Source organism: Bradyrhizobium sp. SPXBL-02 (assembly GCF_051853065.1).
Classification (GTDB): Bacteria; Pseudomonadota; Alphaproteobacteria; order Rhizobiales; family Xanthobacteraceae; genus Bradyrhizobium.
Genome location: NZ_CP182474.1, coordinates 5,846,235 through 5,865,738, shown reverse-complemented (window position 1 = coordinate 5,865,738; position 19,504 = coordinate 5,846,235). Strand labels below are relative to the sequence as shown.

Sequence of the window (19,504 nt, the reverse complement as noted above, 5' to 3'; positions counted from 1 at the left end):
TTCACGCTGCAGCTCGTCCGGGACACGAGAGCGACGTGGACGCAGCCATGCCGCCCGCGCCAATCGACGCGCCCTCGATTGTGCCCTATGCTGCCGCGGCTTCTTCCCCAGCACCCATAACAACAATGATGTACCTGGAAACGCCGCCGCGCCTGATCGAGACCAGGCTGTTCTCGGCAATGCCCGACAAATTTCGCCGCAAGGGCGTGCGAACCGATTGGGCCGATGCCAACCGGCCGAATATCCCGACCGACAGTTTCATCGAGGGGCCATCCTTCGACAGGGACGGCCATCTCTACATCGTCGACATTCCGTTCGGCCGCATCTTCCGGATTGCGCCCGACGGTGACTGGTCGCTCGTGATCGAATATGAGGGATGGCCGAACGGGCTGAAGATCGCATCCGACGGACGCATCCTGGTCGCCGACTATAAGCATGGCATCATGGAGCTCGATGTCGAAGCCGGCCGCGTCAAGCCGGTGCTGACCGGGCGCAATTCGGAATCGTTTCGCGGCTGCAACGACCTGCATCTCGCCTCCAACGGCGATATCTATTTCACCGACCAGGGCCAGACCGGCCTGCACGATCCGAGTGGCCGGGTTTATCGGCTGGCATCGAACGGCCGCCTCGATTGCCTGCTCGACACCGGCATCAGTCCGAACGGCCTCGTGCTCGACCCAACCGAAACCGTGCTGTTCGTCGCAATGACGCGCGACAACGCGGTGTGGCGGCTGCCGTTCATGAGGGACGGTAGCGTGTCCAAGGTCGGCCGCTTCTGCTCGCTGTTCGGCACCAGCGGCCCTGACGGTTTGACCATGGATGCGAAGGGCCGCCTGTTCGTGGGCCACGCCTCGCTCGGCCACGTCTTCGTGTTCGCGCCGAACGGCGAATTGATCGCGCGGATCAAGTCCTGCGCGGGACCAAACTGCACCAATGTCGCGATCGGTGGCGAAAACAAAGATCGGCTCTATATCACGGAGTCCGCGACCGCCAGTGTGCTGGTGGCCGATACCGGCGGGCTCTAGAGCATCTGAAGGAACAAACATGAAATCAAAGCCCTTCGGCAGGACAGGCGCCAACGTTTCCGTCATCGGGCAGGGCACCTGGTATCTCGACCACGGCGACCGCAAGCGCGCGATCGCGGCGCTGCAGCGCGGGCTCGATCTCGGCATGACCCACATCGACACCGCCGAGATGTACGGCGATGCCGAGCTCGTCATTGCGGATGCGATCGCAGGCCGGCGCGATGAGGTGTTCCTCGTCTCGAAAGTGCTGCCGAGCAATGCCTCGCGCCGCGGCACCATCACCGCCTGCGAGCGCTCGCTGAAGCGGCTGAAGACCGATCGGCTCGACTGTTATCTCTTGCACTGGCGCGGCTCCTATCCTTTGGAGGACACCGTCGCTGCGTTCGAAGAGCTGGTGCAATCAGGCAAGATCAAATCCTGGGGCGTCTCCAATTTCGATGCCGACGATCTCGACGAGATTCTCGACGTCTCCGGCGAGGGCCGGATCGCCTGTAACCAGGTGCTCTATCATCTGAAAGAACGTGCGATCGAGCATGCGGTGATCCCGTGGTGCGAACGGCACAATGTCGCCGTCGTCGCCTACTCGCCGTTCGGCCACGACGATTTCCCGTTGAGCAGCAGCAAGGGCGGCGCCGTGCTGGCGCGCATCGCGGAGGCGCATCGTGCGACGCCGCGTCAGGTCGCGCTGAGCTTCCTGACCCGTGCGACTACGGTGTTCGCGATTCCGAAGGCCTCGTCCGCGGAACATGCCGGCGAAAATGCGGCGGCAGGCGATCTCGTGCTGACGAAAGACGAGGTTGCCGCGCTCGATGCAGCGTTTCCGCGCGGACCGAAGCCGCGCGGCTTGCCCATGCTGTAGTGCACAACGGGCAATATTAACGGAGCATTGACGCGCGCGGCGGCCTGCGCATATCGGCATCCTGTTTTCGGAAGTTGTGAACGCGGGGCATTTGTCGTTTTTTACGGCTGTTCTCGATTCGCATTTTGCCCGGGTTCCAGCCGTGACACCGCCGCCCGCCGCAGCCGCAAGGCTCGACGTTATTCCCATGCCTGTGCCGGAGAAGAAGCAGCAGGCTCGCCGCGCGCCTGCGCGCGTCGATCATCCCTTCAAGGGCATCGCGCTGATCCTGCTCTCGACGGTGTTTCTCGGCTGCTCCGACGTCACTGCGAAATATCTCTCGACCAGCCTGCCCTCGATCGAGATCACCTGGATCCGGTTCCTCACCTTCACGCTCCTGTTCACGCCGGTAATGCTGCCCGCCTCGCCGTTCTATGCGATGCGCACCAAGCGTCCCGGCCTGCACGTGATGCGCGGGGCGGCACTGCTTGGCTCCTCGCTGTTCTTCATCACGGGCCTCGGCTTCCTGCCGATCGCGGAGGCCTCCGCCACCGGCTTCGTCGCGCCGCTGTTCGTCACGGCGCTCTCGATCGTGTTCCTCGGCGAGAAGGTCGGCATGCGCCGCTGGCTCGCCACCGCGCTCGGCCTCATCGGCGTGCTGATCATCCTGCGCCCGGGCACCAGCGCGTTTCACCCCGCCGCTGTCTTTCCGTTGGTCTCGGCGGCGTGCTGGGCCGGCACGCTGATCTTGACGCGCATGATGAGCGGACGGGAAGCCGTCATCACCACCATGGCGTATTCCTCGCTCACCGGCCTTGCCATCCTCACCGCAATCGTGCCGTTCGTCTGGGTGACGCCGTCCTGGACCGCGATCGCGCTCGGCATCTTCATCGGCGTCGCTTCGACCGCGGGCCAGTGGATCGTCGTGCTGGCCTATCGCTATGGCGACGCCTCGGTGCTGGCGCCGTTCTCCTACTCGCAATTGCTGTGGGTCAGCATTCTCGGCTTCTTCATCTTTGGCGAGGTCCCGAGCATCTGGACCATCGTCGGTGCGGCCTTCATCGTCGCCAGCGGCCTCTACATCGCCCATCGCGAGCGCGTCCGCCGCGCTCAGCTCTTGGTGCTGGAAGAGCGCTCTCCGAACGCCTGACGCAAGTTCGCGGGTTCCGCGTCGTGCTATCAATGGCTTCAACGATCAGGGAGGAGCCGGATGCGCGCCGCGATTTTCAGGAACGGTGAGATTGTCGTAGGCCGGATGGCCGAGCCCAAGCCGGGTCCCGGCCAGGTTCTGGTCAAGACGCTCGCCTGCGGCATCTGCGGCTCCGACCTGCATGCGCGCCAGCACGCCCACCGCATGGTGGAGATGGCGACGAAGACCGGGCGAAAGCCCATGGACCTCGGCCGCGACGTCGTGTTCGGCCACGAGTTCTGCTGCGAGATCGTCGATTATGGCCCGGACACATCGCGCAAACTCAAGCCGGGCACGCACGTTTGTTCGCTGCCCGCGCTGGTGACGCCGCAGGGCATCGAAGGCATCGGCTATTCCAACGACAATGTCGGCGGCTATGCCGAGGCGATGCTGCTGAGCGAAGCGCTGCTGCTCGAAGTCCCCAATGGTCTCGCGCCGGAGCATGCCGCGCTCACCGAGCCGCTGGCGGTCGGCGTTCACTCCGTCGCCAAAGCCAATATCCGTGGCGGCGAGGTGCCGCTGGTGATCGGCTGCGGTCCGGTCGGGCTCGCGGTGATCGCCGCCCTGAAGCTCAAGCGGCTGCATCCGATCGTCGCGGCCGACTATTCGCCGGCGCGGCGCGCGCTCGCCGCCAAGCTCGGCGCCGACATCGTCGTCGACCCCCGGGTGTCGCAGCCTTACGCGACCTGGGCCGAGCACGCGCAGATGTCGGAGGCCGAGAAGGCGGCGCGGCCGCCGTTCCAGGCCATGCTGCCCGCGCTGAAGCCCGCGGTCATCTTCGAATGCGTCGGCGTGCCCGGCCTGTTGCAGCAGGTGTTCGAGGGTGCTCCGCGCGATGCGCGCATCGTCGTGGTCGGTGTCTGCATGGAGAGCGACAGAAGCGAGCCCATGCTCGGCATCATGAAGGAGCTCAACGTCCAATACGTGCTCGGCTACACGCCGGAGGAGTTTGCAGGCTCGCTGCGCCTGATCGCGGAAGGGCAGGTGGATGCGGCTGCGATGGTCACCGCCGAAGTCGGCCTCGACGGCGTCGCAAAGGCCTTCGCCGATCTCGCCAATCCCGAAGCCCACACCAAAATCATCGTGCAGCCGTGGCGATGACGCTCGTCATTGCGAGGAGCGAAGCGACGAAGCAATCCAGACCTTCTGCCGCAGATGAAGTCTGGATTGCTTCGCTACGCTCGCAATGACGACGGCAGGATCACACCGGCAGCGCGATCGAGTACTTCACCTGGCTGAGCGCGAAGCTCGACTCGATCGAGGCGATGCCATCGAGGCGGGTCAGCTTGGTCTTCAGGAACGTTTCGTAGGAGGCGAGGTCGGCGGCGACGACGCGGAGCAGATAATCGCGGTTGCCGGTCATCAGATAGCATTCCAGCACCTCGTCCCATTTCGAGATGGCGCGCGCGAAGCGGTTGAGGTCCTCCTCCTTCTGCCGTGCCAGCTTGATCGAGATGAACACGCTGACATGCAGTCCCAGCGCCTTCTGGTCGACGGTTGCGACATAGCGCGAGATGACGCCGCGCTCCTCCAGGAGCTTGACCCGGCGGTGGCAGGGCGACACCGAGAGTCCGACCTTGTCGGCGAGCTCCTGCATGGTCAGGCGGCTGTCGTTCTGAAGGTGGCTGAGGATCTTGCGGTCGATGGCGTCGAGCTCGGGCATTGGGATGGAACCTGCTTCTGGTCGGCTATGTTGGTAAAATATCCCAATATCGGCGGGTATGGCGCGAAAAATTGAGAACTTTGACGCGGCCCGCAGGCGTATGATCGGTGCATATTTCCCGGAGCATCGCCATGCCCGTTGACCCCGCCCGTCTCGACACCCTGACCGCTCTCAGCCGCAAGGCGCTGTGGCTGTCGTCCTGGACCATCCACCACGCCAACCACATCCGCCCCAACGCGGACGGCCTCAAGGTCGGCGGCCACCAGGCCTCGTCCGCCTCGCTCGCCACCATCATGTCGGCGCTGTACTTCCACGTGCTGCGCCCCGAGGACCGCGTCGCGGTGAAGCCGCATGCGAGCCCGGTGTTCCACGCCATCCAGTACCTGTTCGGCCGGCAGAGCCGCGAGAAGCTGGAGAACTTTCGCGGCTTCAAGGGCGCGCAGTCCTATCCCTCGCGCACCAAGGATGTCGACGACGTCGATTTCTCCACCGGCTCGGTCGGCCTCGGCGTCGCACAGACGCTGTTCTCTTCGCTGGTGCAGGATTACGTCAAGGCGCATGGCTGGATGAAGGATCGCCGCGAGGGGCGGATGATCGCGCTCGTCGGCGATGCCGAGATGGACGAGGGCAACATCTTCGAGGCGCTCGCGGAGGGCTGGAAGCACGGCCTGCGCAACACCTGGTGGGTGGTCGACTACAACAGGCAGTCGCTCGATGCCGTCGTGCGCGAAGGTCTCTGGGAAAAGTTCGAGACCATGTTCCGCAATTTCGGCTGGGACGTCGTCATCGTGAAATACGGCCGGCTGATGCGCGAGGCCTTCGCCGAGCCCGGCGGCGAGGCCTTGAAGCGTTGGATCGACAATTGCCCGAACGCGCTCTATGCGGCGCTGTGCTTCCAGGGCGGCGCGGCCTTCCGCAAACATCTGCATGACGAGATCGGCGACCAGGGCCCGATCACGAAACTGATCGACAAGCGCAGCGACGAGGAGCTGCTGGCGCTGATGTCGAACCTCGGCGGCCACGACATGGCGAGCATGCTGGAGGCGTTCGATGCCATCGATCACGACCGCCCCGTCTGCTTCATCGCCTACACCATCAAGGGCGTCGGCCTGCCCTTCCAGGGTCACAAGGACAACCACGCCGGCCTGATGACGGTCGCGCAGATGGAGAAATACCGCGACAGCCAGAACATCCGTCCCGGCCATGAATGGGACAAGTTCGAAGGCCTGTCGCAGGATGCCGCCGAGTTCGAGGCCTTCCTCGCGCGGGTGCCGTTCAACCAGGATGGTCGCCGGCTCACGGCGCCCGTCGTCGAGGTGCCGCAACAGCTCGCGTTCAAGCCGTCGCCGCAGATGTCGACCCAGCAGGGCTTTGGCCTCGTGCTGAACGAGATCGCGCGCAGCGACAGCGAACTCGCAAAACGCATCGTCACGACCTCGCCCGACGTCACCGTCTCGACCAATCTCGGCCCCTGGGTCAACCGCCGCGGCTTGTTCGCGCGCGCCGAGAAGGCGGATTTATTCCGCAGCGAGAAAATTCCCTCGACCTACAATTGGGACGCTTCGCCCAAGGGTCAGCACCTCGAGCTCGGCATTGCCGAGATGAACCTGTTCATCATGCTCTCGGCGCTCGGCCTGTCGCACCAGATCAACGGCGAGCGGCTCTTGCCGGTCGGCACGCTCTACGATCCCTTCATCGAGCGCGGGCTCGATGCGCTGAACTATGCCTGCTACCAGGACGCGCGCTTCATGGTGGCGGCGACGCCGTCCGGCCTCACGCTCGCGCCCGAGGGCGGGGCGCATCAGTCGATCGCAACGCCCTTGATCGGCATGGCGCAGGATGGGCTCGCCTCGTTCGAGCCGGCCTTCGTCGACGAGCTCGCCGTGATCATGGCTTACGGTTTCGAGCACATGCAGCGCGATCCGGGCGAGGGCGGCTCGGTCTATTTGCGGCTCTCGACGCGCGCCATCGAGCAGGCGCAGCGGATCATGACGAGCGAGCTGCGACAGGGCATCACCGATGGCGCCTATTGGCTGCGCAAGCCGGGGCCGAACGCCGAGGTCGTGATCGCCTATACCGGCGCGGTCGCGCCCGAAGCGATCGAGGCGACCGGCTTCATCGGCGAGAGCCGCCGCGACGTCGGCCTGCTCGCGATTACCTCGGCCGACCGCCTCCATGCGGGGTGGACCGCCGCGCGTAAATTGCGGCGCGACCGCCGCGGCGTGCAGCATCTCAGCCACATCGAGAAGCTGCTGGCGCCGCTGCCGCGCGACTGCGGCATCGTGACCGTGATCGATGGCCATCCCGCCGCGCTCGGCTGGCTCGGCAGCGTCCGCGGCCACCGTGTCGAGGCGCTCGGCGTCGAGCAGTTCGGCCAGACCGGGAGCATCGCGGACCTTTATCGGCACTACGGCATCGACGCCAACGCCATCATCGATGCGGCCGAAAGCCTCACCACCGGCGCGCCGGTGCTGCATCGGAAGATGGCGGTGTAGCGGAGGTAACTGCCTCGTCATTCCGGGGCGACGCGCAGCGTCGAGCCCGGAATCCATAACCACGATCGGGAGTATGGATTCTCAGGTGCGCAATTGCGCACCGTAGCCCGCGCCAAAAGGCGCGTCCCGGAATGACATCCGAGGGAGCCTTGCCACGTTCCCGCCATCGGCTCATATAACCTCCATCCGCCGCAACGCTGGTCCCGCATATGGCGGGTTCAATTGCCGGCGCTTTCGTGCAAGGATGCCTGCCGAAACGCCCCCTCCAAGCCCCAAGAAGAGGTTAACGATGGTCAATCGCATGCAATTCTACATCGACGGCGCCTGGGTCGATCCCGCCGTCAAGAAGTCCACCGCCGTGATCAATCCGGCGACGGAAGAGGCGATGTACGAGGTTGCGCTGGGCTCCAAGGCCGACGTGGACAAGGCGGTTGCCGCCGCCAAGCGCGCCTTCGCGACGTTCTCCCAGACCGGCCGCGAGGAGCGCGTCGCGCTGCTCAGCAAAGTGATCGAGGTCTATAAGGGCCGCCTCAAGGAGATCGGCGCTGCCGTCTCCGACGAGATGGGCGCGCCGCTGCCGATGGCGGAGAAGCTGCAGGCCGGCGCCGGCCTCGGCCATCTCATGACCACGCTCGACGTGCTCAAGAACTATCATTTCGAGGAGCCGGTCGGCACCGCCATGGTGCTGCGCGAGCCGATCGGCGTGGTCGGCATGATCACACCCTGGAACTGGCCGCTGAACCAGATCGCCTGCAAGGTCGCGCCCGCGCTCGCCGCCGGCTGCACCATGATCCTGAAGCCCAGCGAGTTCACGCCGACCTCGGCGCTGATCTTCGCGGAGATCCTCCATGACGCCGGCGTGCCCAAGGGCGTGTTCAACCTCGTCAACGGCCTCGGCCCCGAGGTCGGCGCCGCCATGAGCGAGCACCCTGATATCGACATGATCTCCTTCACCGGCTCGACCCGCGCCGGCATCGACGTTGCGAAGCGCGCGGCCCCCACCGTGAAGCGCGTCAGCCAGGAGCTCGGCGGCAAGTCGCCGAACGTCATCCTCGAAGGCGCCGACCTCACCAAAGCGGTGACCGGCGGCGTGATGCACATGTTCAACAATTCCGGCCAGTCCTGCAACGCGCCCTCGCGCATGATCGTGCCGCTGTCCAAGATGAAGGAAGTCGCCGCGATCGCGAAGGCCGTCGCCGACAAGACCAAGGCGGGCGATCCGCGCGGCGAAGGCACCACCATCGGCCCGGTGGTCAATCGCGGCCAGTGGGACAAGATCCAGGGCCTGATCAAGAAGGGTATCGACGAGGGCGCAACGCTGGTCGCTGGCGGCCCGGGCCTGCCCGAAGGCGTCAACAAGGGCTTCTATGTCCGTCCGACCATCTTCGCCGACGTCACCCCTGACATGACGATCGCGCGCGAGGAGATCTTCGGGCCGGTGCTGACCATCATCGGGGCCAAGGACGAAGCCGACGCGGTCAAGATCGCCAACGATACGCCGTATGGCCTCGCCGGCTACGTTACGGGCCCGACGGTCGAGGACGCCAAGCGCGTCGGCCGCCAGATCCGTGCCGGCAACGTCAACCTGCAGGGCGTGCCCAACGACCGCACCGCGCCGTTCGGCGGCTACAAGCAGTCCGGCAACGGCCGCGAATGGGGCAAGTTCGGCCTCGAGGACTTCCTCGAAGTGAAGGCTGTCGCCGGCTTCAACGCGGCGTAAGCTTTAGAGCGAGCAAGCCAAACGCCGGAGCGGGAAACCGCCCGGCGTTTTTTCGTTTCGTCATTGCGAGCGAAGCGAAGCAATCCAGAATCCTTCCGCGGAGACAGTCTGGATTGCTTCGCTTCGCTCGCAATGACGCAGGAGAGATCTCGTAGGGTGGGCAAAGGCGCGTAAGCGACGTGCCCACGATCGCGCGACGAGCAAGAAATGGTGGGCACGCTTTCGCTTTGCCCACCCTACGAGGCCATTCCTTGCGGCGACATTATCCCCCCACCGCCCCCTGCGTGTTCACATACAGCGCATAGATCGACTGGCTCGCGGCCATGAACAGACGGTTGCGCTTGACGCCGCCGAAGCAGACGTTGGCGCAGCGCTCGGGCAGGACGATGCGGCCGATCATGACGCCGTCGGGTGCGAACACCACCACGCCGTCGAGCTCGGGATCGCCCATGCCCCAGCCGCACCAGAGATTGCCGTCGATGTCGCAGCGCATGCCGTCCGGCGTGCCCGGCCCGGCATCGATATGGACGCGCTTGTTCGAGATCGTGGTGCCCTCGGGCGAAACGTCATAGGCGAGGATTTTTCGGTTCGGAACGCCGCGCGATTCCACGACATAGAGGATCTTCTCGTCCGGCGAGAAGCACAGCCCGTTCGGCCCGAGCACACCCTCGGCGACGATAGCCGCCTTGCCGGTCTCGGGATCGAGTCGATAGACGTTGGGCTCGATCTCGGGCTCGGCCTTGTAGCCCTCGTAATTGCCGAGCAGGCCGAAGGTCGGATCGGTGAACCAGATCGAGCCGTCCGATTTAACAACGACATCGTTCGGCGAGTTCAACCGCTTGCCGTTGAATTGATCCATCAGCACGGTGACGCTGCCGTCATATTCGGTGCGCACCACGCGCCGGCCGCCGTGCTCGCAGGTGACGAGCCGGCCCTGCCGGTCGCGCGTGTTGCCGTTGGCAAAATTCGAGGGCTTGCGGAACACGCTGACCGCGCCGGTCTCTTCCTCCCATTTGAGGATGCGCTGGTTCGGGATGTCGCTGCACAGGAGATAGCGCCCGTCACCGAACCAGACCGGCCCCTCGGCCCAACGCAGGCCGGTCGCCAGCCGCTCCACCGCCGACAGCTTCAGCCAGTATTTTTCGAAGCGGGGATCGAGTGCACGGATCGCCGGATCGGGATAATAGCTCGCCGGCCGCCAACCTGGCCGCTCCTCGGTGTGGGACGATGCCTCATTCATGCCGGTTCTCTCGTTTCGTTCCCTCTGGACAATCCTGCTATCATTAGAGACACGTGACCGCAAATTCGGTCACTAACGGTGAGGGACAACATGCCGCGTATTTTGATGACGGGAGCTTCGGGCGGAATCGGCACGAGCCTGCGGAAACTGCTGCCGCCGATTTATCCGGATCTCCTGCTCTCCGACATCAAGCCACCGGCCGATCTCGGCGCGAACGAGCAGTTCAAGGCCGCGGACCTCGCCGACCTCGCGCAATGCGAGGCGATCTGCGAGGGCGTCGACGGCATCCTGCATTTCGGCGGCTATTCGGTCGAAGGCACCTGGGATCAGATCCTCCAGGCCAACATCATCGGCGGCTACAATCTGTTCGAGGCGGCGTACCGCAAGGGCGTCAAGCGCGTGGTGTTCGCCTCGTCGAACCACGCCGTCGGCTTCTATCCGCGCCACCACAAGATCGGCACCGACGTCACCCCGCGTCCCGACGGCCGCTACGGCGTCAGCAAGGTGTTCGGCGAGGCCGTCGGTGCGCTCTATGCCGACAAGCACGGATTGAAGGTCACGTGCCTGCGCATCGGCAATTTCGGCGACATGCCGCTCGACCAGCGCCGGCTCTCGATCTGGCTCAAGCCCGACGACCTCGTGCAGCTCTGCCGCATCGGGCTCGAGCATCCCGACATCCATTTCGAGATCTTCTACGGCGCCTCCTTCAACGAGCGCGCCTGGTGGGACAACCACCGCGCCTACGAATTCGGCTATCACCCCACGGGCCGCGCCGAAGATTTCCGCGAGCACGCCATGGCCGAGCAGGCCAAGCTGAAGCCGGATCCGGTCGGCGATTATTTCCAGGGCGGCACGTTCTGCAGCATGGAGTTCGACGCCGATCCGAGCCGGGTCATCGATTGGAATAAGCGCTAGGGAGCGTGCGACATGGCGAGAGCGGCCGAAGCTCTGCCTGGCCGCTCAAACCGTACGTTCGCGCCGGATCAGAACAGGCCCGGGATCAACATCGCCACCTTCTCCCTGTAGTGCCGGTACTGATCTCCGAACAGAGTGACCAGGTCGCGCTCCTCCAACCAGATGCCGACGAAGATGTAGGCCGTCGTCACCATCGCGAACAGCAGGTGCCCGAGCGTCATGGTCGGCGTCGACCAGAACGCGATGATGAAGCCGAGATAGATCGGATGCCGGATCAGGCGGTAGAGTCCCGGCGTCCTGAACTTCATCGGCTCGGCGAGCCTACCTGCAAAGTGGCTGACGACTTGCGTCAGTCCGAACAACTCGAAATGGCTGATCAGGAACGTGCTGTACAGCACGATGAGCCAGCCGGCGAAGCTGCCGGCGACCGCGGCGTAGGCTGCCATAGGTGTCTCCATCTCCCAAACGATGGCGGTGATGGGACGCCATTGCCAGAACAGCAGGATCAGGCTCAGGCTTGCCAGCAGCACATAGGTGCTGCGCTCGAGTGCGGGCGAGGCGAAGGCGGCGAACAGCTTCTTGAAGCCCTGGCGAGCCATGCCGCTGTGCTGGACGGCAAAAAGTGACATCAGCGCCAGGTCGATCATCAGCGCCTGTCCGATCGAGCCCGCCGCGCCGCCGTCGATCGTCTTGGGCACAACGAACTGCGTCATGAAGCCGACGGCGTAGAGAAAGGTCCCGAAGAAGATCAGATACGCGAGCACGCCATAGCCGAGCACGAAGCTTCGTGCCCCGAACGAGCTTGCCGTCTGAGTAGGTCCGCTTTGCATGGTGATGGACATGATAGATCTTCCAGTTCAGGGGTGAGGGATTGAAGCGGCTGTTTCAACGGGCGGTGTTCACCGCCGCCTTCGTCACGTTGCAAAGGCTGTTGGAACCGTTGCGGCCTTGCATTTGCCTGGGCTTTTCTGGACCGTTGCGCCGCCGCTCACGCCATCGGCGCGATGGTCGCCGAGCGTCGTTGCAGCCGAAGCCAGAACGAGCGACATCATGACGGCACCGACCGTCCCGATCGCCAGCGCGGCGGTTCTGGACTTGAAATTTCCGAGCCTGAAAGTCTCGGAATCGGAGGTCTTGGCTTCGGAAACGTCGGATGGGAAGAAGAAGTTCATGACTATTTCCTCGAGTTGAAATTGTCGCGGGGAATGCAAATCTTCCGACGTTGACTCGGGTCTCGAGCCGTGTCGTCACCGTTGGTCATGGTCGCCGCTACCCTTCGCGAACTGCATTGCGGCCTTCTCGCGGTTCGCCAGCATGCTGGCGACAGACCGATTGATGAGCCGGCGAAGCCGCAGCAGGATGCCGGCGAGATATCGCTGCGAGGGGCTCAGTGCGGGCGGCGCCTGAGACTGAATGGACATTTCTCATCCTTTCAGGGAAGCACGAGTTGAGGACGCCGCCCGCGCTGATCTGCTATTCGGCGGCGGCCGTCTGCGGGGTGGGATCGCCGCGAACGACGACGGTCGTGGCGACCTTGTAGAATTCCTCGCCCGGCATGCCGACGCGCCGTGCATGCTCGCGGATCGACTCCCCGTCGCGGGCTTCATAGATGCAGAAGGTGCCGATGCGGCCGTCGGCCTCATGGACCACATAGCTGCGGATCCAGCGAACGCGATCGGACATCTGCTCGTTGCCGATCCGCGCGGACTTCGCGCCTGCGGCTTCCAGTTCGCTCAGGTTTGCCCAGGCGCTTGGACGGCGGATGACATAGAGTTCCATAAGGTATCTCCTCGGGGTTGATGCTGCTGCCAGTCGGTCGTCGTGACCGAAGGCCATGAGGAGCTATAGGCGTCGCCGGCGCTGATCGTCCTGACCAGGGCCTGATCATTGCCTGATCCTTGTCTGAACCTTTTCCGTCTCTCCCGGACATAACGATATGACCCTCAGGTTTGGACCCTTCGAACTCGACGAAGCGGGCCGCGCGCTTATTCATGCGCAGCGGGAAGTCGCGTTGCAGCCGCGCGTGTTCGATCTGCTGGTCTACCTGACGCGTAACCGGGACCGGGTCGTCACCAAGGAAGAGCTGCTCGATACCCTCTGGCCTGACGTAACCGTCACCGACAACTCCTTGCAGCGGGCGGTGAGCATGCTGCGTGGCGTGCTGCGCAAGGGTGGCATGGATGGCGCCATCCGGAACATGCCGGGCAGGGGATATCGTTTCTGCATCGACGGCGGATCGGAGCCGCGGGTTGCCGTTCCCGAGACGACGGACGGGCAAGCCCCGGACGTGTGGGTGCAAGCGCAGCGCGCCGCTGCTGCGCAAGCCTGGGACGAAGCCGCAGCGCTGTTCGAGGCGGCCGATACGATCCGACCGCTCGATGGCGCTGATTTGCACCAATGGGCGCTGGCCTTGCAGTGCACCGGCAAGGCCGATGCGGCGCTGCCTATCCTGGCTCGCGCGGTCTCCGCCCACACCAAGGCCGGCAACGTGTCGCTGGCCGTCATCGATGCAGTCACACTCTCCTGCTTGCACTTCGAGCGCGGCCAGGCGGCGATTGCCAAGGGGTGGCTGGCGCGGGCGGAGGATTGGGCCTCCGAGATCGAGGATCCCGCCACGACTGCGCTGACTCTCTGGATGAAATCGAAGGTCGCCGCGTTCGACGGCGAGCCTGAACAGGCGCTTTCGCTTGCCGATGCCGCGTACAGCACGGTCCGGCACAGGGACGCTGTTGGCATCGAGGCGCTGAGTCTGGCTTATCGCGGGTTCTACCGGCTGTGTCTCGGCGATACGCGCGCAGGACTGGCGGATCAGGACCTCGCCGCTACGATGGCGCTCTCCAGCGGCGATATCGATCCGATCGTCGGAGGCATCCTCTACTGCAACATCCTGTGGGCGGCGCGGATGTTCGGAGATTGGGCGAGGGCCGACCAGTGGACGCTCGGCTATCAGAAATATTGCACCGAGAGCGGGATGGAATTGACCGGCTCCTGTCAGCTTCATCGGTCAGAAGTCCTTGGCGTCAGGGGCTCGCTTGGCGAGGCCTTGTCGCGCATTCAGGATTCGCTGGCACGGCTGACCAGCGACGCGCCATGGGCGATCGGCGATGCGAATCGCGTGCTGGCAGACGTCCAGGCTGCGATCGGCAATGACGACGCCGCGCTCGAAGCTTACGAAAAGGCCTATGCTCTCGGCTGGTGCCCGGAGCCCGGCCACGCCATGCTTTTGCTGGAACGTGGCGAGGCTGAAGCCGCCTACACCAGTCTCGAACGCAGCTTGATCGGAAAGACCTGGTGGACCCTGCAGCGCCGAGGAATATTGTTCGCGCATCTGGCGCTCGCCGCCGCGCATACAGGCCGCCATCAGCAGGCCCTGGAGCTGATCGAAGAGCTTTCCGGAAGCCCGGACCGATGGCCGATGCCCTCGATCCGGGCATTGACGAACGAAGCGCAGTCGGTTCTCGCCGATGCGCGTGACGAGTACGACTCTGCGCTGCGGCATCTGCACCTGGCCCGGCAGCTATGGTCGAGCATCGACGGGCGAGTGCAGGCGGTCAGGCTGAGACTCCGGATCGCGAAGCTGCAATTGGCGCATGATGACGTTCGAGGCGCTTCAGCGGAAATTCACGCAGCCCAGCTGGCGGCCGGCGAACTGGGCTCGCGGAAGTTCGAGGCTGCATGTGCCGCTTTGCGACGCGAGGTCGATACGCGAACGCGAGGACGTGCTGCCTAAGGACGGTCCGTGCTCCGTACCTCGCCTGTCATCGCAGAGGTGTTGCACGTCAATTTGCAACGCGCGCTTCCTGTTTCCTGGTCACATGCCAGAGCACCACGTGATAGTGCGGCACGTCGACTCCGGGGTGACCCGCGTTGAAGTAGAGACTGACGTGGTCAACTGGTGCTGCGGATCCCGCTCCCTCCCATGATTTGTGATCGTCGATGTCCTTGTTCGGGACCATGTACACGGTCGCCACCAGACGATCCCTGCGATCGAAGCACAGGAACGGCCCCAGCGGCAACGTGTCGGGCTTCACGAAAATGATGCCGAGGCCCGGAAAGAACTTTGGGAAATTCACGAGGTCGCTGACCCGCTTGTATCCGTTTTTCTCGGCGACCTTCCGCTGATTGGGCGGCGAACGAACGATGTCGCGCTTCCTGTGCGCCTTGGTGCTTCGGTGAGGGGCTGTCCTGATGCGCTCGGTCGTGCCGGCCGGCGGCGCGTTGGGCGGGGCGAGTGTCTGCGGCGTCGGTGGAAAGAAGGGCGCGAATTGGGCTGCAGAGTGCCGCACGTCGGCGATCAAGGCGAGCAACGCAGCCAAGGCTGCGCTCACAAGCGCGTTGCGCATCGACACCTCCCGACATTTGACTGCCAAATCTTGCTCACTTATCCGGATTGCGTTCTCGCCAGCGCAGGAACTCCCGGAATAAATCTTCCCGGTCGGGCGGATTGGCGGTCGGCTTTCCTTCGAGGAATCTGCCGAACGCCTTGCGAAGAGCGGCCTCGCCGCCGGATTGCTGCTGGAGCCAGCGCTCTGCCGGCCGAAATCGTCGCCATCCGGGGAGCTGCGCGGCCAGGTTCACCTCGCGCCATTTGGGGTGATGTGCGCCAGCTAGGAATTCAGGAAAGCGCGTGAACAATGTCTGGACGAAGAATTCCAGCAACCGAAACCGCTCGCTGCCACTCGGCCAGTTGTAGGCGAAGAGAGCGGATTTGATCGCGATCGTGTCGACGCTTGCTTCGGCGGCGATCACATTTGGGTAGTCCTTATGGCGGAGCGTCGATGGCAGATAATCTTGTTGCAGCAGCTCCTTGAGGTAGGGGATTGGCAGGAGGTGAATATTGTCGAGTTGCGACACCTGCGCCAGGAAGCTGACCGGTTTTCCTGAGACCAGCAGAGCGGCGGAGAGATCTCCCTTCCTCAGACCATCCAGCGCGGCCTCCGGTCCCAAGTTCGACTCGCTGATCTTGATGCCCAGACGGTTCAACACTTCGCGGCCGAGGATGGCGCCGGCACTGCCGTCCTCTCCGAGATTGACCCTCTTTCCCGAAAGTTCCGCCAGGCTTCCGATCTCCGGCCGCGCAAGGAGGTGGAACTCTTCGATATGGAGCGGTGCAATGTAGGTCAGTCTGTCTGAAATGTCCCCGAAGGTCCTTGTCTCCCGGAGCCGGTCGACCAGAACGACGGGCGCGATCGCCACGTCGGCACCTGCGAGGGTGAGCACATCGAGAACGTTACGGATACCGCCGTTTCCCACTATCGGCAGGACCCGTAATGCGACTTGGCCCCGAGGGCCGGTCTCTTGGCCGCCGGCGAGCGTGGTCGCAATGTCCTGAGCGAGCGCGAATTCAGTGCATTGCGGCGTACCGGTCACGAAGCCCACCGTATACGGGTCCGCAGATCGCCCGGTCTCCTTCCTGGGGGTGCCTTCCTTTCTTGGAGACACTTTTGTGGCTTCGCTCGGAGAAGCCGACAGTCGCTGTTGCGCGAAACAAACCTGGACCTGCCCGCCAAAGTAGGCCGCTGCAATCAATGCGATGAACAAACCGGCCCGCATCGCTCCGCAGACCCTCATTGTTCAACCTGCTCGGTCAGCTCTCGCGTGGGACGTGACATGCCCCGAGAGGCTGCCACCGCGCGAAGCAAGGCCGAAGCAAATGCTTGGCGTTCCAACGCGGCCAGGACAGTGCCGTTCCGTGATGCCTGAAGCTGAAGTTTGTCGAGGCGCCCGGCCTCGCCTGCAATCCATTGGTGTGCCAAGCGGTGATCTAAGCCGGAAAGTGCGACGCTATCGCCCGGGCTTATTGACAATCGAGGAGCGCGCTGTACCACGATGGTAAGCCAAAAGGAGCGGCATGATGACGAGTGGCTTGCGCAAGGGTCTGACGAGCTATGGCGATGCCGGCTTCTCGCTGTTCCTGCGCAAGGCATTCATCAAGGCCATGGGCTATTCCGACGACGCGCTGGAGCGCCCGATCGTCGGCATCACCAATACCTATAGCGACTACAATCCCTGCCACGGCAACGTCCCGCAGATCATCGAAGCCGCCAAGCGCGGCGTGATGCTGTCGGGCGCAATGCCGTTCGTGTTCCCGACCATCTCGATCGCGGAGAGCTTTGCCCATCCGACCTCGATGTACCTGCGCAATCTGATGGCGATGGACACCGAGGAGATGATCCGCGCTCAGCCGATGGATGCGGTGATCGTGATCGGCGGCTGCGACAAGACGCTGCCGGCGCAGGTGATGGCGGCGATCAGCGCAGATTTGCCGACCGTGGTCATTCCTGTTGGCCCGATGGTGGTCGGTCATCACAAGGGCGAGGTGCTGGGGGCCTGCACCGACTGCCGCCGGCTCTGGGCCAAATATCGCGCCGGCGACATGGACGATGCCGAGATCGAGGCGGTGAATGGCCGCCTCGCGCCGTCGGTCGGCACCTGCATGGTGATGGGGACGGCCTCGACCATGGCCTGCATGATCGAGGCCATGGGCCTGTCGCTGCCGATGAGCGCGACGATTCCCGCGCCGCATGCCGAGCGCTTCCGTCTGGCCGAGGCCAGCGGCAAGGTCGCCGCAGAAATGGCCAAGGCCAAGGGACCGAAGCCGAGCGAAGTGTTGACGCCGGCCTCGTTCAAGAACGCGCAGGTCGTGCTGCAGGCGATCGGCGGCTCGACCAATGGCCTGATCCATCTGACCGCGATGGCGCATCGCTCGCCGCACCGGCTCGATCTCGCGGCGTTCGACCAGATCGGCCGTGAGGTGCCGGTGCTGGTCGACCTCAAGCCATCCGGCGAGCACTATATGGAGCACTTCCACCACGCCGGCGGTGTGCCCAAGCTGCTGGCGCAACTTGGCGATCTCATTGACCTCGATGCCAGGACGATCAGCGGCCAGACGCTGCGCGAGATCGCGGCGAATGCGGAGGACGTGCCCGGCCAGGATGCCATCCGCCCGCGCAATAATCCGATCAAGAAGGAGGGCGGCCTCGCCATCCTGCACGGCAATCTCGCCCCGCGCGGTGCGGTCATCAAGCAATCGGCCGCGAGCCCGAAGCTGCTGCAGCACACCGGGCGCGCCGTCGTGTTCGAATCCGTCGAGGACATGACCTTGCGGGTCGACGATCCCGATCTCGACGTCACTGCCGACGACGTGCTGGTGCTGCGCAATGCCGGCCCGAAGGGCGCACCCGGCATGCCGGAAGCCGGCTATCTGCCGATCCCGAAGAAGCTCGCGCGCGGCGGCACCAAGGACATGGTGCGCATCTCCGATGCGCGCATGAGCGGGACCGCGTTCGGCACCATCGTGCTGCACATCACCCCGGAATCCGCCGTCGGCGGGCCGCTGGCGCTGGTTGCGAACGGCGACATGATCTGCCTCGACGTGGCCAAGCGCAGCATCGAGCTGCTGGTCGATCCGGCCGAGCTCGAGCGGCGCCGTGCTGCGTTGAAGCCGGCCGCAGCGCCGGAGCAAGCACGGCGCGGCTACGCCTGGCTGTTCAACGAGACCATTCTGCAGGCCGACGAGGGCTGCGATTTCGATTTCATGCAGAGGACGGGCCCCGCGAAGGGCTGAGCCGCCGCCGCGCTACTTGCCCTTGCTCGTGAACTTCTTCACGGCGGTGCGGAAGTCTTCCGTGTTCATCGCCATGATGATCTTGTGCTCCTCGGCATCGAGCTGCTGCTTCACCGGCGTGGTCGCAGCCTGATAGACCAGCTGCTTGGTGCCGGCGATCGAGGCCGGCGGGTTCTGGGCGAGACGCTCGGCAAGCTGTCGCGTTGCCGCCTTCAGCTCGGTTGCGGGAACGGTCTTGGCGACCAGGCCCCATTCATAGGCCTGCTGCGCGGTAAAATTGTCTTCGGCGAGAAAGATCTGCAGCGCGCGGCGCGATCCGACCGTGCCGACGATGCCGACCGTCGAGCCGCCGTCGGGCGACACGCCGATCTTGGCATAGGCCGGCGTGAATTTGGCATCGTCCGCGGCGATGCAGAGATCGGTGACGAAGGCGAGGCCCATGCCGGCGCCGGCGGCCGAGCCGTGCACGCTCGACAGCGAGATCTTCGGCATCCGCCTGACGACCTCGATGAAGGCGTGATAGTGCTTCAGGAGCTCGCCGACGACGGGCGTCACTGTGCCGGCTTCGGCGGCGGCGCCGATCGTCTGCAGATCGCCGCCGGCGCAGAACGCGCGGCCTTCGCCTTCGAGCACGACGACGCGGATGTCGTCGGCGCCCTCGAGATAGGCCGCGAGCTGCTCGAGCTTCTGCGCTATCGCAAGGTTGATCGCGTTGAACGCGGCAGGGCGGTTCAGCGTGATGGTCGCGATCGGGCCGTCGATCCGCAGCAGGGCGGGATCGTCGGGCTTTGAGACGGGAGCGGTCATCTGGAATTCTCCGGCAGGAGGTCGAGGCCCGAACTAAATCGCAGA

Annotated in this window: 18 protein-coding genes; 9 read left to right on the top strand and 9 right to left on the bottom strand. The window is 64.4% G+C overall.

Features of this window, described 5'->3' with window-relative positions; all coding sequences use genetic code 11:
- The first annotated feature begins 128 nt into the window (after positions 1-128).
- The 4 genes from ACNJYD_RS27360 (at position 129) to ACNJYD_RS27345 (ending at position 4,153) form a co-directional block, all read left to right on the top strand.
- Complete coding sequence (locus ACNJYD_RS27360) at positions 129-1,025, top strand: SMP-30/gluconolactonase/LRE family protein (RefSeq protein WP_212254917.1); 897 nt, start codon at positions 129-131, stop codon at positions 1,023-1,025.
- A gap of 19 nt (positions 1,026-1,044) precedes the next feature.
- Positions 1,045-1,884, top strand: coding sequence for an aldo/keto reductase (locus ACNJYD_RS27355; protein WP_212254791.1), 840 nt, complete (start codon positions 1,045-1,047; stop codon positions 1,882-1,884).
- 187 nt (positions 1,885-2,071) lie between these two features.
- Positions 2,072-3,013, top strand: a complete 942-nt coding sequence (locus ACNJYD_RS27350) for a DMT family transporter (protein ID WP_212254918.1) — start codon at positions 2,072-2,074, stop codon at positions 3,011-3,013.
- Between the two features lie 60 nt (positions 3,014-3,073).
- Positions 3,074-4,153 carry a zinc-binding dehydrogenase gene (locus tag ACNJYD_RS27345; RefSeq protein ID WP_212254792.1) on the top strand — a complete coding sequence of 360 codons (1,080 nt, stop codon included), beginning with the start codon at positions 3,074-3,076 and terminating at the stop codon, positions 4,151-4,153.
- 100 nt (positions 4,154-4,253) lie between these two features.
- Here the strand turns inward: ACNJYD_RS27345 and ACNJYD_RS27340 are convergent, their stop codons facing one another.
- The gene (locus ACNJYD_RS27340; protein ID WP_027571162.1) at positions 4,254-4,715 is read right to left on the bottom strand and encodes an Lrp/AsnC family transcriptional regulator; all 462 of its coding nucleotides are present in this window, start codon (positions 4,713-4,715) and stop codon (positions 4,254-4,256) included.
- A 131-nt stretch (positions 4,716-4,846) separates the two neighbouring features.
- On the opposite strand from ACNJYD_RS27340, the gene ACNJYD_RS27335 reads away from it, so the two are divergent.
- Together ACNJYD_RS27335 and ACNJYD_RS27330 are read left to right on the top strand one after the other, a co-directional pair.
- Positions 4,847-7,210 carry a transketolase gene (locus ACNJYD_RS27335; RefSeq protein WP_212254793.1) on the top strand — a complete coding sequence of 788 codons (2,364 nt, stop codon included), beginning with the start codon at positions 4,847-4,849 and terminating at the stop codon, positions 7,208-7,210.
- A gap of 289 nt (positions 7,211-7,499) precedes the next feature.
- Entirely contained in the window at positions 7,500-8,930 is a 1,431-nt protein-coding gene (locus tag ACNJYD_RS27330) for an aldehyde dehydrogenase family protein (RefSeq protein WP_439363860.1), read from the top strand.
- A gap of 262 nt (positions 8,931-9,192) precedes the next feature.
- Here the strand turns inward: ACNJYD_RS27330 and ACNJYD_RS27325 are convergent, their stop codons facing one another.
- Positions 9,193-10,170 (bottom strand): SMP-30/gluconolactonase/LRE family protein, encoded by a 978-nt coding sequence (locus tag ACNJYD_RS27325; protein ID WP_439363859.1) that lies wholly within the window; start codon positions 10,168-10,170, stop codon positions 9,193-9,195.
- A 90-nt stretch (positions 10,171-10,260) separates the two neighbouring features.
- On the opposite strand from ACNJYD_RS27325, the gene ACNJYD_RS27320 reads away from it, so the two are divergent.
- Complete coding sequence (locus ACNJYD_RS27320; RefSeq protein WP_439363858.1) at positions 10,261-11,085, top strand: NAD-dependent epimerase/dehydratase family protein; 825 nt, start codon at positions 10,261-10,263, stop codon at positions 11,083-11,085.
- Between the two features lie 68 nt (positions 11,086-11,153).
- On the opposite strand, the gene mddA is transcribed toward ACNJYD_RS27320, so the two are convergent.
- The 4 genes from mddA to ACNJYD_RS27300 form a co-directional block, all read right to left on the bottom strand.
- The gene (mddA, locus tag ACNJYD_RS27315) at positions 11,154-11,915 is read right to left on the bottom strand and encodes a methanethiol S-methyltransferase (RefSeq protein ID WP_439367518.1); all 762 of its coding nucleotides are present in this window, start codon (positions 11,913-11,915) and stop codon (positions 11,154-11,156) included.
- A gap of 84 nt (positions 11,916-11,999) precedes the next feature.
- Positions 12,000-12,257, bottom strand: a complete 258-nt coding sequence (locus tag ACNJYD_RS27310) for a hypothetical protein (RefSeq protein ID WP_439363857.1) — start codon at positions 12,255-12,257, stop codon at positions 12,000-12,002.
- Positions 12,258-12,332: 75 nt separating this feature from the next.
- Positions 12,333-12,506 carry a hypothetical protein gene (locus ACNJYD_RS27305; RefSeq protein ID WP_439363856.1) on the bottom strand — a complete coding sequence of 58 codons (174 nt, stop codon included), beginning with the start codon at positions 12,504-12,506 and terminating at the stop codon, positions 12,333-12,335.
- 52 nt (positions 12,507-12,558) lie between these two features.
- Positions 12,559-12,864, bottom strand: coding sequence for a nickel-binding protein (locus ACNJYD_RS27300; RefSeq protein WP_172783975.1), 306 nt, complete (start codon positions 12,862-12,864; stop codon positions 12,559-12,561).
- Positions 12,865-13,021: 157 nt separating this feature from the next.
- On the opposite strand from ACNJYD_RS27300, the gene ACNJYD_RS27295 reads away from it, so the two are divergent.
- Positions 13,022-14,815: a winged helix-turn-helix domain-containing protein gene (locus ACNJYD_RS27295; RefSeq protein ID WP_439363855.1), complete on the top strand. Its 1,794-nt coding sequence runs from the start codon at positions 13,022-13,024 to the stop codon at positions 14,813-14,815.
- A 49-nt stretch (positions 14,816-14,864) separates the two neighbouring features.
- Here ACNJYD_RS27295 and ACNJYD_RS27290 read toward each other — a convergent pair whose 3' ends face one another.
- A complete protein-coding gene (locus tag ACNJYD_RS27290; protein WP_439363854.1) occupies positions 14,865-15,428 on the bottom strand; it encodes a hypothetical protein in 564 nt (187 codons plus the stop codon).
- Between the two features lie 34 nt (positions 15,429-15,462).
- Positions 15,463-16,638 carry a TAXI family TRAP transporter solute-binding subunit gene (locus ACNJYD_RS27285; RefSeq protein ID WP_172783978.1) on the bottom strand — a complete coding sequence of 392 codons (1,176 nt, stop codon included), beginning with the start codon at positions 16,636-16,638 and terminating at the stop codon, positions 15,463-15,465.
- Between the two features lie 301 nt (positions 16,639-16,939).
- Between ACNJYD_RS27285 and ACNJYD_RS27280 the strand changes: the two genes are divergently transcribed.
- Positions 16,940-18,652, top strand: coding sequence for an IlvD/Edd family dehydratase (locus ACNJYD_RS27280; protein ID WP_439363853.1), 1,713 nt, complete (start codon positions 16,940-16,942; stop codon positions 18,650-18,652).
- Between the two features lie 12 nt (positions 18,653-18,664).
- Here ACNJYD_RS27280 and ACNJYD_RS27275 read toward each other — a convergent pair whose 3' ends face one another.
- Positions 18,665-19,459, bottom strand: a complete 795-nt coding sequence (locus tag ACNJYD_RS27275; protein ID WP_172783980.1) for an enoyl-CoA hydratase/isomerase family protein — start codon at positions 19,457-19,459, stop codon at positions 18,665-18,667.
- Positions 19,460-19,504: the final 45 nt, after the last annotated feature.

What these genes read in the sequence shown, in the direction of transcription:
- ACNJYD_RS27360 (WP_212254917.1), top strand. Translation starts at nt 129, where the DNA reads ATGTACCTGGAAACGCCGCCGCGCCTGATCGAGACCAGGCTGTTCTCG.
- ACNJYD_RS27355 (WP_212254791.1), top strand. Translation starts at nt 1,045, where the DNA reads ATGAAATCAAAGCCCTTCGGCAGGACAGGCGCCAACGTTTCCGTCATC.
- ACNJYD_RS27350 (WP_212254918.1), top strand. Translation starts at nt 2,072, where the DNA reads ATGCCTGTGCCGGAGAAGAAGCAGCAGGCTCGCCGCGCGCCTGCGCGC.
- ACNJYD_RS27345 (WP_212254792.1), top strand. Translation starts at nt 3,074, where the DNA reads ATGCGCGCCGCGATTTTCAGGAACGGTGAGATTGTCGTAGGCCGGATG.
- ACNJYD_RS27340 (WP_027571162.1), bottom strand. Translation starts at nt 4,715, where the DNA reads ATGCCCGAGCTCGACGCCATCGACCGCAAGATCCTCAGCCACCTTCAG.
- ACNJYD_RS27335 (WP_212254793.1), top strand. Translation starts at nt 4,847, where the DNA reads ATGCCCGTTGACCCCGCCCGTCTCGACACCCTGACCGCTCTCAGCCGC.
- ACNJYD_RS27330 (WP_439363860.1), top strand. Translation starts at nt 7,500, where the DNA reads ATGGTCAATCGCATGCAATTCTACATCGACGGCGCCTGGGTCGATCCC.
- ACNJYD_RS27325 (WP_439363859.1), bottom strand. Translation starts at nt 10,170, where the DNA reads ATGAATGAGGCATCGTCCCACACCGAGGAGCGGCCAGGTTGGCGGCCG.
- ACNJYD_RS27320 (WP_439363858.1), top strand. Translation starts at nt 10,261, where the DNA reads ATGCCGCGTATTTTGATGACGGGAGCTTCGGGCGGAATCGGCACGAGC.
- mddA (WP_439367518.1), bottom strand. Translation starts at nt 11,915, where the DNA reads ATGCAAAGCGGACCTACTCAGACGGCAAGCTCGTTCGGGGCACGAAGC.
- ACNJYD_RS27310 (WP_439363857.1), bottom strand. Translation starts at nt 12,257, where the DNA reads ATGAACTTCTTCTTCCCATCCGACGTTTCCGAAGCCAAGACCTCCGAT.
- ACNJYD_RS27305 (WP_439363856.1), bottom strand. Translation starts at nt 12,506, where the DNA reads ATGTCCATTCAGTCTCAGGCGCCGCCCGCACTGAGCCCCTCGCAGCGA.
- ACNJYD_RS27300 (WP_172783975.1), bottom strand. Translation starts at nt 12,864, where the DNA reads ATGGAACTCTATGTCATCCGCCGTCCAAGCGCCTGGGCAAACCTGAGC.
- ACNJYD_RS27295 (WP_439363855.1), top strand. Translation starts at nt 13,022, where the DNA reads ATGACCCTCAGGTTTGGACCCTTCGAACTCGACGAAGCGGGCCGCGCG.
- ACNJYD_RS27290 (WP_439363854.1), bottom strand. Translation starts at nt 15,428, where the DNA reads ATGCGCAACGCGCTTGTGAGCGCAGCCTTGGCTGCGTTGCTCGCCTTG.
- ACNJYD_RS27285 (WP_172783978.1), bottom strand. Translation starts at nt 16,638, where the DNA reads ATGCGGGCCGGTTTGTTCATCGCATTGATTGCAGCGGCCTACTTTGGC.
- ACNJYD_RS27280 (WP_439363853.1), top strand. Translation starts at nt 16,940, where the DNA reads ATGACGAGTGGCTTGCGCAAGGGTCTGACGAGCTATGGCGATGCCGGC.
- ACNJYD_RS27275 (WP_172783980.1), bottom strand. Translation starts at nt 19,459, where the DNA reads ATGACCGCTCCCGTCTCAAAGCCCGACGATCCCGCCCTGCTGCGGATC.